The organism is Leisingera daeponensis (assembly GCF_019801465.1).
In the GTDB taxonomy this organism is placed as follows: domain Bacteria; phylum Pseudomonadota; class Alphaproteobacteria; order Rhodobacterales; family Rhodobacteraceae; genus Leisingera; species Leisingera daeponensis_A.
Window position 1 is genome coordinate 558,455 of the sequence record NZ_JAHVJA010000002.1, and the last position, 13,187, is coordinate 571,641.

At 62.4% G+C, this 13,187-nt stretch carries 14 protein-coding genes and 1 riboswitch; of the genes, 13 read left to right on the forward strand and 1 reads right to left on the reverse strand.

All coding sequences use genetic code 11. The features are described from left to right. The first annotated feature begins 34 nt into the window (after positions 1 to 34). The 13 genes from metG to glpD all read left to right on the forward strand — a co-directional run bounded on the left by metG (position 35) and on the right by glpD (position 12,198). Complete coding sequence (gene metG / locus KUV26_RS07480; protein ID WP_222507882.1) at positions 35 to 1,753, forward strand: methionine--tRNA ligase; 1,719 nt, start codon at positions 35 to 37, stop codon at positions 1,751 to 1,753. Positions 1,754 to 1,956: 203 nt separating this feature from the next. Further along, positions 1,957 to 2,124, forward strand: coding sequence for a hypothetical protein (locus KUV26_RS07485; RefSeq protein ID WP_222503950.1), 168 nt, complete (start codon positions 1,957 to 1,959; stop codon positions 2,122 to 2,124). After that, the gene (gene hemP, locus KUV26_RS07490; RefSeq protein WP_222480776.1) at positions 2,121 to 2,291 is read left to right on the forward strand and encodes a hemin uptake protein HemP; all 171 of its coding nucleotides are present in this window, start codon (positions 2,121 to 2,123) and stop codon (positions 2,289 to 2,291) included. Before KUV26_RS07485 ends, hemP begins: the two co-directional genes overlap by 4 nt. Continuing rightward, positions 2,288 to 2,767, forward strand: coding sequence for a hypothetical protein (locus tag KUV26_RS07495; protein ID WP_222507883.1), 480 nt, complete (start codon positions 2,288 to 2,290; stop codon positions 2,765 to 2,767). Before hemP ends, KUV26_RS07495 begins: the two co-directional genes overlap by 4 nt. Before the next feature lie 23 nt (positions 2,768 to 2,790). Continuing rightward, positions 2,791 to 4,059, forward strand: a complete 1,269-nt coding sequence (locus KUV26_RS07500) for an imelysin family protein (protein ID WP_222507884.1) — start codon at positions 2,791 to 2,793, stop codon at positions 4,057 to 4,059. Positions 4,060 to 4,143: 84 nt separating this feature from the next. Continuing rightward, the gene (locus tag KUV26_RS07505) at positions 4,144 to 5,157 is read left to right on the forward strand and encodes a porin (RefSeq protein WP_222507885.1); all 1,014 of its coding nucleotides are present in this window, start codon (positions 4,144 to 4,146) and stop codon (positions 5,155 to 5,157) included. Between the two features lie 206 nt (positions 5,158 to 5,363). Next, a complete protein-coding gene (locus KUV26_RS07510) occupies positions 5,364 to 5,657 on the forward strand; it encodes a bacterioferritin-associated ferredoxin (protein ID WP_222507886.1) in 294 nt (97 codons plus the stop codon). Continuing rightward, on the forward strand, positions 5,605 to 6,093 hold the full coding sequence (gene bfr / locus KUV26_RS07515; RefSeq protein ID WP_222503955.1) for a bacterioferritin: 489 nt from the start codon (positions 5,605 to 5,607) through the stop codon (positions 6,091 to 6,093). The genes KUV26_RS07510 and bfr overlap by 53 nt, the downstream gene beginning before the upstream one ends. Continuing rightward, on the forward strand, positions 6,050 to 7,612 hold the full coding sequence (locus KUV26_RS07520; RefSeq protein ID WP_222508009.1) for a di-heme oxidoredictase family protein: 1,563 nt from the start codon (positions 6,050 to 6,052) through the stop codon (positions 7,610 to 7,612). The genes bfr and KUV26_RS07520 overlap by 44 nt, the downstream gene beginning before the upstream one ends. Next, positions 7,612 to 8,607: an imelysin family protein gene (locus KUV26_RS07525; RefSeq protein WP_222507887.1), complete on the forward strand. Its 996-nt coding sequence runs from the start codon at positions 7,612 to 7,614 to the stop codon at positions 8,605 to 8,607. The genes KUV26_RS07520 and KUV26_RS07525 overlap by 1 nt, the downstream gene beginning before the upstream one ends. Before the next feature lie 16 nt (positions 8,608 to 8,623). Continuing rightward, on the forward strand, positions 8,624 to 9,703 hold the full coding sequence (locus KUV26_RS07530; protein WP_222508010.1) for a DUF1513 domain-containing protein: 1,080 nt from the start codon (positions 8,624 to 8,626) through the stop codon (positions 9,701 to 9,703). 139 nt (positions 9,704 to 9,842) lie between these two features. Beyond that, positions 9,843 to 10,628: a DeoR/GlpR family DNA-binding transcription regulator gene (locus KUV26_RS07535; protein WP_222507888.1), complete on the forward strand. Its 786-nt coding sequence runs from the start codon at positions 9,843 to 9,845 to the stop codon at positions 10,626 to 10,628. Then, the gene (gene glpD, locus KUV26_RS07540; RefSeq protein WP_222507889.1) at positions 10,621 to 12,198 is read left to right on the forward strand and encodes a glycerol-3-phosphate dehydrogenase; all 1,578 of its coding nucleotides are present in this window, start codon (positions 10,621 to 10,623) and stop codon (positions 12,196 to 12,198) included. The genes KUV26_RS07535 and glpD overlap by 8 nt, the downstream gene beginning before the upstream one ends. Positions 12,199 to 12,276: 78 nt before the next feature. Here glpD and cobO read toward each other — a convergent pair whose 3' ends face one another. Beyond that, entirely contained in the window at positions 12,277 to 12,912 is a 636-nt protein-coding gene (gene cobO, locus KUV26_RS07545; RefSeq protein ID WP_222503959.1) for a cob(I)yrinic acid a,c-diamide adenosyltransferase, read from the reverse strand. A 51-nt stretch (positions 12,913 to 12,963) separates the two neighbouring features. Next, a riboswitch (cobalamin riboswitch) is annotated at positions 12,964 to 13,182 on the forward strand. Positions 13,183 to 13,187 lie beyond the last annotated feature (5 nt).

The window sequence follows — 13,187 nt, forward strand, 5'->3', positions numbered from 1 at the left end:
GACGGGCCTCTGACGCATTACCTGGATGGACGGCATGGCACGCATTCTGATCACTTCGGCGCTTCCCTACATCAACGGGATCAAGCATCTGGGCAACCTGATCGGCAGCCAGCTGCCTGCTGATCTTTACGCCCGCTACAACCGCGGCCGCGGGCATGAAGTCATGTTCCTTTGCGCCACCGACGAACACGGCACACCGGCAGAACTGGCTGCGGCCAAGGCCGGCAAGCCGGTGGCGGACTACTGCGCCGAAATGCACGAGGTGCAAACCGACATCGCGCAGCGCTTTGGCCTGTCGTTCGACCATTACGGCCGCTCCTCCAGCCCGCAGAACCATGCGCTGACCCAGCATTTCGCGGGCAAGTTGGCCGATGCGGGACTGATCTCGGAAGTCAGCGAAAAGCAGGTCTACTCCAACGCGGATGGCCGGTTCCTGCCCGACCGCTATATCGAGGGCACCTGCCCCAACTGCGGTTACGAGAAGGCGCGCGGCGACCAGTGCGAGGAATGCACCAAGCAGCTCGACCCCACCGACCTGATCAATCCGCGCTCCGCGATCTCCGGCTCCACCGACTTGGAAGTGCGTGAAACCAAGCACCTGTTCCTGCGCCAGTCCGCGATGCGCGATCAGCTCGACGCCTGGATCGACACCAAGAAAGACTGGCCGGTGCTGACCACCTCCATCGCAAAGAAATGGCTGCATGACGGCGACGGCCTGCAGGACCGCGGCATCACCCGCGATCTGGACTGGGGCGTGCCGGTCAAGAAGGGCGGCGCGGACTGGCCGGGTATGGAGGGCAAGGTCTTCTATGTCTGGTTCGATGCGCCGATCGAATATATTGCCGCTGCAAGCGAGTGGGCCGAAAAGAATGGGCTTGCGGACGCCGACTGGCAGCGCTGGTGGCGCACCGACAAGGGCGCCGAAGACGTCAAATACGTCCAGTTCATGGGCAAGGACAACGTCCCCTTCCACACCCTTTCGTTCCCAGCCACCATTCTGGGTTCGGGTGAGCCGTGGAAGATGGTCGACCACCTGAAGAGCTTCAACTATCTGAACTATGACGGCGGCCAGTTCTCCACCTCGCAGGGCCGCGGCGTCTTCATGGATCAGGCGCTGGAAATCCTGCCCGCCGATTACTGGCGCTGGTGGCTGCTGAGCCACGCGCCGGAAAGCTCGGACTCCGAATTCACCTGGGAGAACTTCCAGCAGTCGGTGAACAAGGATCTGGCGGACGTGCTGGGCAACTTCGTCAGCCGCATCACCAAGTTCTGCCGTTCCAAGTTCGGCGAGGAAGTGCCCTCGGCTGGCGAATACGGCGAGCAGGAACAGGTGCTGATCGCAGAACTCACCACCCGCATCCGCGCCTATGAGGGCCACATGGAAGCGATGGAGGTCCGCAAGTCGGCGCAGGAACTGCGGGCGATCTGGGTTGCGGGCAATGAATACCTGCAGTCCGCCGCGCCCTGGTCGGTGTTCAAGGAAGACCCTGAGCGCGCTGCTGCGCAGGTGCGCCTGGGCCTCAATCTGATCCGCCTTTACGCGGTGCTGTCGGCGCCGTTCATCCCGCAAGCGAGCAACACGCTGATGGCAGCGCTGAACACGGACGACCGCAGCTGGCCGGACGATGTGGCGGCAGCCCTGTCCGCCCTGCCCGCAGGCCACGCCTTTACCGTGCCGGAGGTGCTGTTCGCCAAGATCACCGACGAACAGCGCGAAGAATGGCAGGAACGCTTCTCCGGCACCCGCGCCTGAGGCACTGGACATTGACTGCGACAGAGGCCGCCCGCTGGGCGGCCTTTTTGTTTGCCATCCCATTGCCACTGCACACAATTCATTTCCGACAAAAAAACTCGGATTGACATAGGTGAGTAAATAAATCAGGTATATGGCATTCCAGCCAGCCTGACTCGGATCGGGCGAGCCCGAGTGACATTCAATCAACCGAGATCGCCCCCATGCCGACCAGAGCAAGCCGCCCGCGCGGCCCTGAGATCAAGGAACCGGACACCGAGGACATGCGTCACCTGTGGACGCAGGTCTTTGCGCCGTCCGGCGCTCTGTCCGGTTTTTGTCTGGAATGGCTTCTGGACAGGGCGGAATTCAGCAATGGGCGCAAGTCATGAACCAGATCACATCCAAACCTGTCCCCACTGAGGCCACCGCTGAGGTGTTCCCCACCTACCACGCCGAAGACCTGACCCGCGGCGGCGCACAAGCCCGAATTCTTCTGAACGGGCAGATTTACTCACTGCGCATCACCCGCGCAGGCAAGCTGATCCTGACGAAATGAGCGGCGCGGCTGCCCAGCCCCGCGGCGGCGTGACCGTCGGGACCCTCTCGGACCTGCCGCCGCTGGAAGCCGGAGCGGTGATCTATCTGCGCCATTGGTTTTCCGGCAGTGAAACGCGCGACCAGATGCGCCGCGATTTTGAGGTGAACTTCGGCCCTGAGGTCGCGGAAGCGGCGTTTGAGGCCTTCGGGTACCTGTGCAATTTCTGCGCCACCCACGGACGCCGGCCGCTGGTGCGCCACGGCATGACCTGCCGTTGTCTCGGCGCGGACGAAAATTGCTTTGCCAACCTGCTGGCATCTGCAGCTGAAGGCCAGAAGGACGATGCTCATATCCTCGCCTCGCTAATCGTCACCCCGCGCAAGGCGCCGGAACTGGTGCGGCTTGCCTCAGACTGCGGCCTGCTGATGCGCGAAGTAATGGGACTTAAGCTGCCCCGGCAAACCGGGCGCCCGGCCACAGCCACCCTTCACTGAAATTGACCCCAAGGACTTAGCTGATGAAATCCGTTTTTTTCGCGGGCACTGCCCTCGCCGGTCTTACATTCGGTACCGCCGCAGCATTTGCCGCTGACAAAGCTGCGGTGCTGACCAACTACGCCAATATCGCAGAGGCCAAGTATCAGGACAGTCTCGCCACCGCGCAATTGCTGAAAGCCGCGGTCGATGGACTGATCGCGCACCCGTCGGCCGAGAACCTGGCAGCCGCACGCGCCGCCTGGATCGCCTCCCGGGTTCCCTACCAGCAGTCCGAGGTGTTCCGGTTCGGCAACGCCATCGTCGACGACTGGGAGGGAAAGGTGAACGCCTGGCCGCTGGACGAGGGGCTGATCGACTATGTCGACGCCTCCTATGGCGGCCCGACTGAAGAAAACACCCTGGCAGCGCTGAATGTGATCGCCAACCCCGGTTTTGAGCTTTCCGGCAAAGTCATCGACGCTGCCAAAATCACCCCGGAGCTTCTGGAAGGCGCCCTGCATGAGGCCGACGGGGTCGAGGCGAATGTCGCCACCGGCTACCACGCCATCGAGTTCCTTCTCTGGGGCCAGGACCTGAAAGGAACGGAGCACGGCGCGGGCGACCGCCCCTGGACCGACTATGCCCAGGGCGACGCCTGCACAGGCGGCAACTGCATCCGCCGCGGCGAATACCTGCAAGCAGCAACCGACCTGCTGATCTCCGATCTGGAATGGATCACCGCGCAGTGGGGTGACACCGGCGACGCCCGCAACGCGCTTCTGGCTGATGAGGACGCAGGCATCACCGCGATGCTGACCGGCATGGGATCGCTGTCATACGGTGAGCAGGCCGGCGAGCGGATGCGCCTCGGCCTGATGCTGAACGACCCGGAAGAAGAGCACGATTGCTTTTCCGACAACACCCACAACAGCCACTACTATGACGGCCTGGGCGTGCAGAACGTCTATCTGGGTGAATATGTCCGGGTGAACGGCGAACTGGTCTCCGGTGCCTCTCTCTCCGATCTGGTGGCCGAAATGGACGCGGATCTGGACGCCGAAATGCGCCGCAAGCTGTCGGCAACCATGCGGGCATTGGGCCGCATCAAGACTGCAGCGGAGGCAGGCTTCTCCTATGACCAGATGCTGGCGCAGGACAACCGAGCCGGTCAAGCGCTGGTGATGGACGGTGTGAACGGGCTCATTGACCAGACCCGCTCGATCGAGCGCGTTGTTTCGGCGCTGGACCTGAACGGTGTCGCCATCGAAGGCTCCGACAGCCTCGACAATCCCTCCGCGGTCTTTCAATAATATCTGCCAGGAATAGATCAGAAAAACAGGGAGACCAGCCGGAAATCTGCGGCCGGCCTTTCCCCGCATGAAAGCCAAACCTGGATGACCATCAGAACTTCCACTGTGATTGCGCTAAGCACCTCCGCCCTCCTTTGCACAGGCCCGGCCCTTGCGGAGGGTTTCAGTTGGGAAGGTGAAATAGAGATCGGCAACGACAGCGTGCTGTCCTCAGATGACCCAAACGAAGAAATCCGAGACACCTTTGCTTCGATTTCCGCTTCTGGCACCTACACTTTCGGCAACGATGTCGAAATCTTCGCCTCAATCACCGCCGAGTCGCTGACCGATCCGACCGAGGACCGCACCTTTGACGACATGGGTGTCTATATCGAGGAACTGGGCGTGGCTTTCGAAATCGGCGATGCCACGACCGTCGCAATCGGTAAACTGAGCCCGGTCTTTGGCACAGCTGGGGATGACGCTGCAGGGTATTTCGGCGACTCTCTCGCCGATGACTACGAACTGACAGAGCAGATCGGTATCCTGTCCGACGTGGAACTGAATGGCACGGGCACCCTGTCATTCGGAGTGTTTTACGCCGATGACAGTGCCCTCAGCCGTTCCATCGGCTTCGACCGCGGCCGCACCACCACCGCCGACGGCGGCGCGGGCAACACTGGGAAACTAAACAACTTCGTAGTGCAATGGACGCAGGAAACCGGCAGCACCACCTTTCACGTCGGCGCCCGCCACCTGAGCGCAGGCCAAGGAGACGTGGATGACGAGCAAGGCATGGTTGCGGGGCTCGCGCATTCCTTCGACAATGGCTTTGACCTCTATGGCGAAGTTGCCTCTTTCTCCAATGCCGGCGGATCGGCCGATGATGCGGTCTATGCGACGCTGACCGGCGCCTACACCATTGGCCGCCTGACACTGTCGGGCGGCTTGGCGCACCGCGACTTCGACACTTCTGGCGACACCGATCTGATCACAATCGGCGCCGACTATGAGTTTGAAAGCGGCGCCTCCATCGGCGGCGGCCTGGCCCGCGTTGACGAGGCCGGCGTCAAAAGCACGGTCCTGGGGATGAGCCTGATAATCCCGCTGGGCGGCTGAAACAGCTATCATTATACAGGTTTTTCCCAAACCACAGCTATCCTTGGGGCTGCAACATGCAGCCCCTTATTTGTATTGGCTTTCCGCTCCGGCCCCATTCCCAAGTGTTTTACTCTGAAACCCCTTGAAACCCCAGTAATTCTGTCGGATATATTAACCAACGGAATCACTAGGCCTTTGCGCCGCCGGGCAAGGACGCGAGCAGCATGATCGTTTGCCACTGCACACAGATCTCGGACCACGACATCCGCATGGCTATCGACTGGATGCGACGCGCCGATCCTGAAACGATAATAACTCCGGGCAAAGTCTATCACGCCTTGGGAAAATCCGCCGATTGCGGCGGATGCATGCCCCTTTTTCTCGACACCATGCGCACCAGCAGTAAGCTGGAAGTACCTGCGCAGCTCGCGAATTTACGCGCAGATTTAATTCGGGAGAAAAATAATGAAGGGCGACGCCAAGGTCATCGACTATCTGAACAAGGCTCTGCGGCATGAGCTGACGGCGGTCAGCCAGTACTGGCTGCACTACCGGCTGCAGGACGATTGGGGTCTGGGCAGCATGGCAAAGAAAAGCCGCGAGGAAAGCATCGAAGAGATGCAGCACGCGGATAAATTGATTGAAAGGATTTTGTTCCTCGGCGGCCATCCGAACCTGCAGAAGCTTGACCCGCTGCGGATCGGCCAGACGCCGAAAGAAACCCTCGAATGCGACCTTGCCGCCGAAGTGGACGCCCGCGCGCTCTACAAAGAAGCCCGCGACGCCTGCAACAAGGCAGGGGACTATGTCTCACAGAAGCTGTTTGAAGATCTGATGGCGGATGAAGAAGGCCACATCGATTTCCTCGAAACGCAGCTTGAACTGCATGACCGGATCGGTGCTGAAAACTATGCCCAACTCAACGCCACCAAGATGGAAGAGGTGGAAGACTGAACTCACGCTGGCTGCCGCTTTTGCGGCGGCCACCCCGGTTGCGGCGCTGGACTTGGCCAGCCGGTACCAGGCAGAGCCGCATCTCTCCCCCCTCCCCCGCACCGATGCCGAACGCGTCCGGATCGAGGCCGTGACAGCCCCAGCCACGGATTTCTCCGCGCCTGAGCCCTTTGAGAATCTGCCCGCAGGCGCCGCCACAGTGCGGGCCCGTTCGGATGACGAGGCGTTCTCGCAGCATTCCGCCAATCTCAGCTTTGAGCAGGAACTGGAGTTCAAACTCGGCAATGGGCTGTTCAAGAAAATCTGGGTCTTCGCGCCTGCATCAACCTTGGGCTCCGACGGGCTCGGCCCGCTCTACAACGCACGCTCATGCCAGCGCTGCCACCTGAAGGACGGCCGAGGCCATGTGCCGGAGCAGCCGGACTATGCCTCCACCAGTATGTTCCTGCGGGTTTCCATACCCGGCCCGGTGCCGTCCGAAATGCAGGTGATCAGCGATTACATCGGCACCGCCCCAGATCCGAATTACGGGCAACAGTTGCAGGATTTCTCTGCCCCCGGCATCCACTCAGAGTACAAACTGCAGGTCGATTACGGGGAATTCGAAGTCCCCCTGAACGGCGGACAGACTGCAACCCTGCGGCGCCCACTCTATACCGCCGCAAATCTTGGCTATGGCCCGCTGGCGGAAGGGGCCATGCTCTCCCCGCGCGTTGCGCCGCCGATGATCGGCCTGGGCCTGCTGGAGACAATCCCTGCCGCCGATATCCTTGCCCACGCGGATGAGGAGGACGCCGACGGCAACGGCATTTCCGGCCGCGCCAATCTGGTCTGGTCGCAGGAGTTCAATCAAATTATGCTGGGCCGCTTCGGGCTGAAGGCCGGCTCCCCGACGGTGCATGAACAATCCGCCGGCGCCTTTTCCGGCGACATTGGCATATCTACGCCGCTGTTTCCGGCCCATGCCGGCGAATGCACCAATCAGCAGATCAAATGCCAATCCGCCCCGCATGGCGGCAGTGATTCCCGTGAAACCGAAATCGACCAGCCAAACATGGATCTGGTCACCTTCTACAGCCGTAATCTCGGCGTGCCCGCCCGCCGTAATACGGATGATCCAAAGGTTCTGCGCGGCAAGCAGGTGTTCTATGACAGCGGCTGCACCTCCTGCCACGTGCCGAAATACGTGACACACCGGCTGCAGGACCGCCCGGAGCAAAGTTTCCAACTGGTCTGGCCTTACTCAGACCTTTTACTGCACGACATGGGCGAGGGCCTGGCAGACCACCGGCCCGAGGCCCGCGCCACGGGGCGCGAATGGCGCACCGCACCGCTCTGGGGGATTGGCCTGACGCAGCAGGTCTCGCCCCGCGCCACCTTCCTGCACGACGGCCGCGCCCGCACTTTGCTGGAGGCCATCCTGTGGCACGGCGGCGAGGCGGAGGCCGCCAAAACCCGCGTGGTTGAGCTGTCGCCGCGGGACCGCGCCGCCCTGATTTCCTTCCTGGAGAGTCTTTGATGCGCGCCCTAGCCCTGATCACCGCCCTGGCCGCCGCGCCCGCAGCGGCGTCTGATATGTCCAGCAGCATCACCGATCGGCTGATCCTTCCGGCTTTCAAAGATCTGGCAAGCAGCAGCCAAGCACTTGCCGAGGCGGCTGAAGCTGACTGCTCGGCAAAATCCAAAACCTTGCGTGCTGCATATGGCGCGGCATTTGACGCCTGGATCGCCGCCAGCCATTACCGCTTTGGCCCCACCGAAACAGACAGCCGCGCCTTTGCTCTGGCCTTCTGGCCCGACAGCCGCAGCAAAACCCCCAAAGCGCTTGGCAGCCTGATCGGCAGCGAGGATGCCGGTATTACCGACCCGGCCGGTTTCGCAAGCTATTCCATCGCCGCACGTGGCTTTTACGCATTGGAATACCTGCTGTATGACCCGGAACTCTCCGCCGTCGGCAGCCCGGACTACCGCTGTGCCCTGACCCGCGCTGTAAGCACCGACATTGCCGCCACGGCACAAGCCATCGCCGCCGACTGGGAGAAAAACTACGCCACCGAAATGCGCGTTCCCGCCGCCCGCTACCGCAGCGAAGAGGAAATCACCCAGGAGCTGCTGAAGGCGCTTACCACCGGGCTGCAAGTGCTGGATGACATGCGCCTGGGCCGCCCGCTCGGCACCCATGACACCCCCCGCCCCAACCGCGCCGAAGCCCGCCGCTCAGGGCGCAGCCTGCGCCATGTGCTGCTGTCGCTGAACGCGATGGAGCCGCTGGCAATAGCCTTGGCGCAGAAAAATACAGAACTGAAAGCGGATCTAGCTCATGAGTTCAGCAAGATCCGCAACCGCGCCGAAACCCTAGACGATCCTGTCTTTGCCGGCGTAGCGGACCCGGCCTCCCGCATCCGGATCGAGGCGCTGCGCCAGCAGGTGAAGGACCTCCGAAGCCTGGTCTCGGACCGTCTCAGCCCGGCACTCGGCGTGGCAGCCGGCTTTAACTCTCTCGATGGCGACTAAGCGAAAGGCGCAGATCATGACCTCCCGCCGCGGTTTCCTTGCCGGCCTGATGGCATCCACCCTCACTCCGCAGGCAAGCTGGGCCGCCGCGGGCAGTCCGGCCTTCCTGTCAGCAGGCAAGGACGCCAGCGGTGCCTTCCTGCTAGCAGGCCTCTCAAGAACCGGTGAAATCCTGTTCCGGCATCCCCTGCCCGGACGCGGCCACGCGGCCGCAGCGCATCCCTCCCGCCCCGAAGCGGTCGCCTTCGCCCGCCGCCCGGGCCGCTTTGCCGATGTGATAGACTGCCGGACCGGCGGCGCCCTTGCCCGGCTGGAACCGCCTGCAGGCCGTCATTTCTATGGCCACGGGGTGTTTTCCCCGGACGGCAGCCGCCTGTTCACCACCGAAAACGACTATGAAAACGCCCGCGGCATGATCGGTGTCTGGAATGCCGCAGACGGCTACTGCCGCATCGCCTCCTTCTCTTCTGGCGGCCTCGGCCCGCATGACATGCTGCTGCGCCGCGACGCGCCGGGGCTGGCAGTCGCCAATGGCGGCATCGAGACCCACCCCGACAGCGGCCGAGCCAAGCTGAACCTGCCCGACATGCGTTCCAACCTCAGCTACCTGAGCCTTGAGGGCGAAATACAGGAGCAGATGGAACTGCCGCAGGACCTTCGCCTGAACTCGATCCGCCATCTTGCCGTGCACGCTGACGGCACCGTTGGTTTCGCCATGCAGTGGCAGGGCGATACGGGCGAACTGGTCCCCACAGCCGGTTTGCATCTCCCCGGCAGCGAACCGCGCTTGATGGCTGGGGACGATGCACGGGTGCTGAACATGCAGGGATACGGCGGCTCTATCGCCTTTTCTGCTGACGGCAGCCGGATCGGCGTCACCTCGCCGCGCGGCGGGGTTCTGCAGGTGCTGGACACGGTCAGCGGAGCCTTACTGCACGAACACAGGATGGGCGACGTCTGCGGGCTGGCCCCCTCCTCCGGCGGTTTCATGGCCAGCACCGGCACCGGCCAGTTTATAGCAGTCTCGGACACCGCCCAGCATCTGCTGCACCGCGCAAATCTGGCCTGGGACAATCACCTGATCCCGCTCGCCTGAAATCGAACAGCCTGGCACTTCTTAAGGCGCGCCCGCCACGGCGCGCCTTTTCGCTTTGGACGCCAACGAAGCCAATACGAAAACGGTTGATGACTCTTTGCGCCCGATGCGCTACAGAATCGCAGCGAAAGGAAAGCAAATGGATGCCAGTCGCCGTCAGAACGAAATCATCACTCTGCTGAACCGGCAGGACAGGGTCGAGGTCGAGGATCTCTCCCGCCGTTTTGGCGTATCCCTGCAAACCGTGCGCGCGGACCTGCGCGACCTGTCGGCACGCGGCGCACTCTCCCGCGTGCACGGCGGCGCCGTCCGGGTCAGCTCCGCCGCCAGCCAAGGCTATGAAGACCGGCGCAGGCTGAACGCAGGGAACAAGCTGGCGATGGCCGCCCTGGCAGCTGAGCTGATCCCGGACAACTGTTCGCTCTCGCTCAACATCGGCACCTCCACCGAACAAGTTGCTCGGGCTTTGTCCGGCCACAGCGGCCTGACGGTGATGTCCAACAACATAAACATTATCAACACGATGATGGGCGGACAGGCCAAGGAACTGATCCTGGCCGGCGGCACCGTGCGGCAGAGCGACGGTGCCATCGTAGGTGAAGACGCGGTGGACTTCTTCGGCCGCTACAAGGTGGATTTTGCTGTCATCGGTGCCTCCGCCCTGGACGCTGACGGCGCGGTTATGGACCACGACGCCCGCGAGGTTTCGGTCGCCCGCGCAATCCTGAAAAACGCACGCCAAAAGGTACTGGTCTGCGATGGCAGCAAATTCGACCGCTCCGCCCCGGTGCGGATCTGCGACGTTGCGGACTTGGACGTAGTGATCACCGACCGGCCTGTTCCGGACGAATTCGCCGAAGCCGCACATGCGGCCGGCACCCGCATCCTGACCGCAGGACAAAACGAAAGCAGCGAAAATGACTGAAACGCCTGTAACGGACCTGTTCATCATCGGCGGCGGCATCAACGGCTGCGGCATTGCCCGCGATGCGGCAGGCCGCGGGCTGTCGGTGGCACTGGCGGAAATGAACGACCTCGCCTCCGCCACCTCATCGGCCTCGACCAAACTGTTCCACGGCGGGCTGCGCTACCTCGAATACTTCGAGTTCCGCCTGGTCCGCGAGGCGCTGATCGAGCGCGAGGTTCTGCTGAAGGCGATGCCGCATATCTCCTGGCCGATGCGCTTTGTGCTGCCGTTCCACAAGGACATGCGGTTCGACAGCGAGACCCCAACGTCGAAACTGCTGACGACGGTGATGCCCTGGATGAAGGGCCGCCGCCCCGCCTGGCTGATCCGGCTTGGCCTGTTCCTGTATGACAGCCTTGGCAAGCGCGGCATCCTGCCCGGAACAGCGAAGCTGGACCTGGCTGCTGACCCGGCTGGCAGGCCCTTGAAGGACAAGTTCAGAACCGCCTTTGAGTATTCCGACTGTTGGATCGAGGACGCCCGCCTGGTGGTCCTGAATGCCCGCGACGCCGAGACCCGCGGCGCTCAAATCCTGACCCGGACCAAGGTGCTGTCTGCCGAGCGCCATGCTGACCACTGGGTGATCACCCTGCAGGACCAGGCCACCGGCGGCACCCATCAGCGCCGCGCCAGAATGCTGATCAACGCCGGCGGGCCGTGGGTCGCCGACGTGCTTCACCAGAAGCTGGGCCAGAACAGCCGCGAGAATGTCCGCTTGGTGCGGGGCAGCCATATCGTGGTGCCGAAAATGTTCGACCATGGGCGTTGCTATTTCTTTCAGGGTACGGACGGGCGGATCATCTTCGCCATTCCTTACGAGGAGGACTTCACCCTGATCGGCACAACAGACGCTGACCATCCGGACCCGGACACCGCACCTGAATGCACCGCAGCTGAGCAGGACTATCTGATTGATTTCGCGTCCGGGTATTTCAATCAAACGCTCAAGCGCGAGGATATCGTCTGGACCTACTCCGGCGTGCGCCCGCTCTATGATGACGGTGCCAGCTCAGCCACCGCCGCGACGCGCGAATATGTGCTGACGCTGGATCAGGCACAGGCGCCGCTGCTTAACGTGTTCGGCGGCAAGATCACCACCTACCGCAAACTGGCAGAGGCGGCACTGGCCAAGATCGGCGAGGTGTTCCCGAAGCTGCCCGGCGATTGGACCGCAGGCGTTGCCCTGCCCGGCGGCGACTTTGCAGTGACGGATGCCGAGACATTGCGCAGCAGGCTGGCAGCGGACTATCCGTTCCTCACACCCTACTGGACCCGCCGCCTGATCCGCGCCTATGGCACTGAGGCCCGGGAAATCCTGGGCGACGCAAAATCCACCGCCGATCTGGGTCAGGACTTCGGCGCGACGATCACCGCGCAGGAACTGGACTGGGCGGTTACCCGCGAATGGGTACGCACAGGCGAAGACTACCTGTGGCGGCGCACCAAGCTGGGGTTGCGGCTGGATGAAGCCCAGCGCGGGGCCGTGGATGCGTATATCCAGGGAAAAGCAGCTCAGCTCGCAGCTTAGCGCACAAGGGCGGGCCACTCCGCGGGGAGGCGCATTCGCGCGGCCCCGCGGGGTGGCCCGGCCTTCTAAGTAAGCTTGTTAAAACTCGACCCCCTTCTGCGCCTTCACGCCGGCACGGAACGGATGCTTAATCTGCCCCATCTCTGTCACCAGATCGGCGATCTCGATCAGTTCTTCCTTGGCGTTGCGCCCGGTCAGCACCACATGGGTCATCGGCGGCTTTTTCTCCACCAGGAACTCCAGAACCTCCTCCAGGTCCAGATACTCATAGCGCAGCGCGATGTTGATCTCGTCCAGCAGAACCATGGTATTGCGCTCATCCAGGATCATCTCTTTGGCCTTTTCCCAGCCCTTCTGTGCGGCGGCAATGTCGCGGGCCTTGTCCTGCGTCTCCCAGGTAAAGCCCTCGCCCATCGCATAGAACTGGCACAGATCGCTGAAATTCTCCTCGATCAGCGTCCGTTCGCCGGTCTGCCAGGCGCCCTTGATGAATTGCACCACAGCGCAGGGCATCTTATGGGCGATGCAGCGCATAATCATGCCGAAGCCCGACGAGGACTTGCCCTTGCCTGGCCCGGTATGGACGATGATCAGCCCCTTCTCGCCCTCCTTGGTCTTCATCATCCGGTCGCGCGCCGCCTTCTTCTTGGCCATCTTGGACGCATGGCGGGCGGCTTCTTCTTCTGAAATGCCGGTTTCGGACTTTTCGCTCATGGGGGCTCTCCAGCTGTTTGACCCCATGTCTTGACAAAGAAGGGTGCGATAGCGCAAGGGGGTTTCGCTGGTTCCTGCAATTGCAGGCGAAGAGGGAATGTGAAGGCCGCCGAGTTTCATTGGTGTCTCAAGCACAGCCGCCCCCGCGACCGTGACCGGATGAGGCCGCCATGCCACTGGGAGAGAGCCCGGGAAGGCAGGATGGCCGGCAAGGCCTGAGTGCCTTGGCATCCGCAAGCCGGGAGACCTGCCAGCGATGATGAATTCAACGGGCG

Bases quoted from the DNA above. Each gene is read 5' to 3' on its own strand.
- bfr (WP_222503955.1), top strand. From the start codon at position 5,605: ATGAAGGGCGACGCCAAGGTCATCGACTATCTGAACAAGGCTCTGCGG.
- hemP (WP_222480776.1), top strand. From the start codon at position 2,121: ATGAACCAGATCACATCCAAACCTGTCCCCACTGAGGCCACCGCTGAG.
- KUV26_RS07495 (WP_222507883.1), top strand. From the start codon at position 2,288: ATGAGCGGCGCGGCTGCCCAGCCCCGCGGCGGCGTGACCGTCGGGACC.
- KUV26_RS07485 (WP_222503950.1), top strand. From the start codon at position 1,957: ATGCCGACCAGAGCAAGCCGCCCGCGCGGCCCTGAGATCAAGGAACCG.
- KUV26_RS07535 (WP_222507888.1), top strand. From the start codon at position 9,843: ATGGATGCCAGTCGCCGTCAGAACGAAATCATCACTCTGCTGAACCGG.
- glpD (WP_222507889.1), top strand. From the start codon at position 10,621: ATGACTGAAACGCCTGTAACGGACCTGTTCATCATCGGCGGCGGCATC.
- cobO (WP_222503959.1), bottom strand. From the start codon at position 12,912: ATGAGCGAAAAGTCCGAAACCGGCATTTCAGAAGAAGAAGCCGCCCGC.
- KUV26_RS07525 (WP_222507887.1), top strand. From the start codon at position 7,612: ATGCGCGCCCTAGCCCTGATCACCGCCCTGGCCGCCGCGCCCGCAGCG.
- KUV26_RS07500 (WP_222507884.1), top strand. From the start codon at position 2,791: ATGAAATCCGTTTTTTTCGCGGGCACTGCCCTCGCCGGTCTTACATTC.
- KUV26_RS07505 (WP_222507885.1), top strand. From the start codon at position 4,144: ATGACCATCAGAACTTCCACTGTGATTGCGCTAAGCACCTCCGCCCTC.
- KUV26_RS07510 (WP_222507886.1), top strand. From the start codon at position 5,364: ATGATCGTTTGCCACTGCACACAGATCTCGGACCACGACATCCGCATG.
- KUV26_RS07520 (WP_222508009.1), top strand. From the start codon at position 6,050: ATGCCCAACTCAACGCCACCAAGATGGAAGAGGTGGAAGACTGAACTC.
- metG (WP_222507882.1), top strand. From the start codon at position 35: ATGGCACGCATTCTGATCACTTCGGCGCTTCCCTACATCAACGGGATC.
- KUV26_RS07530 (WP_222508010.1), top strand. From the start codon at position 8,624: ATGACCTCCCGCCGCGGTTTCCTTGCCGGCCTGATGGCATCCACCCTC.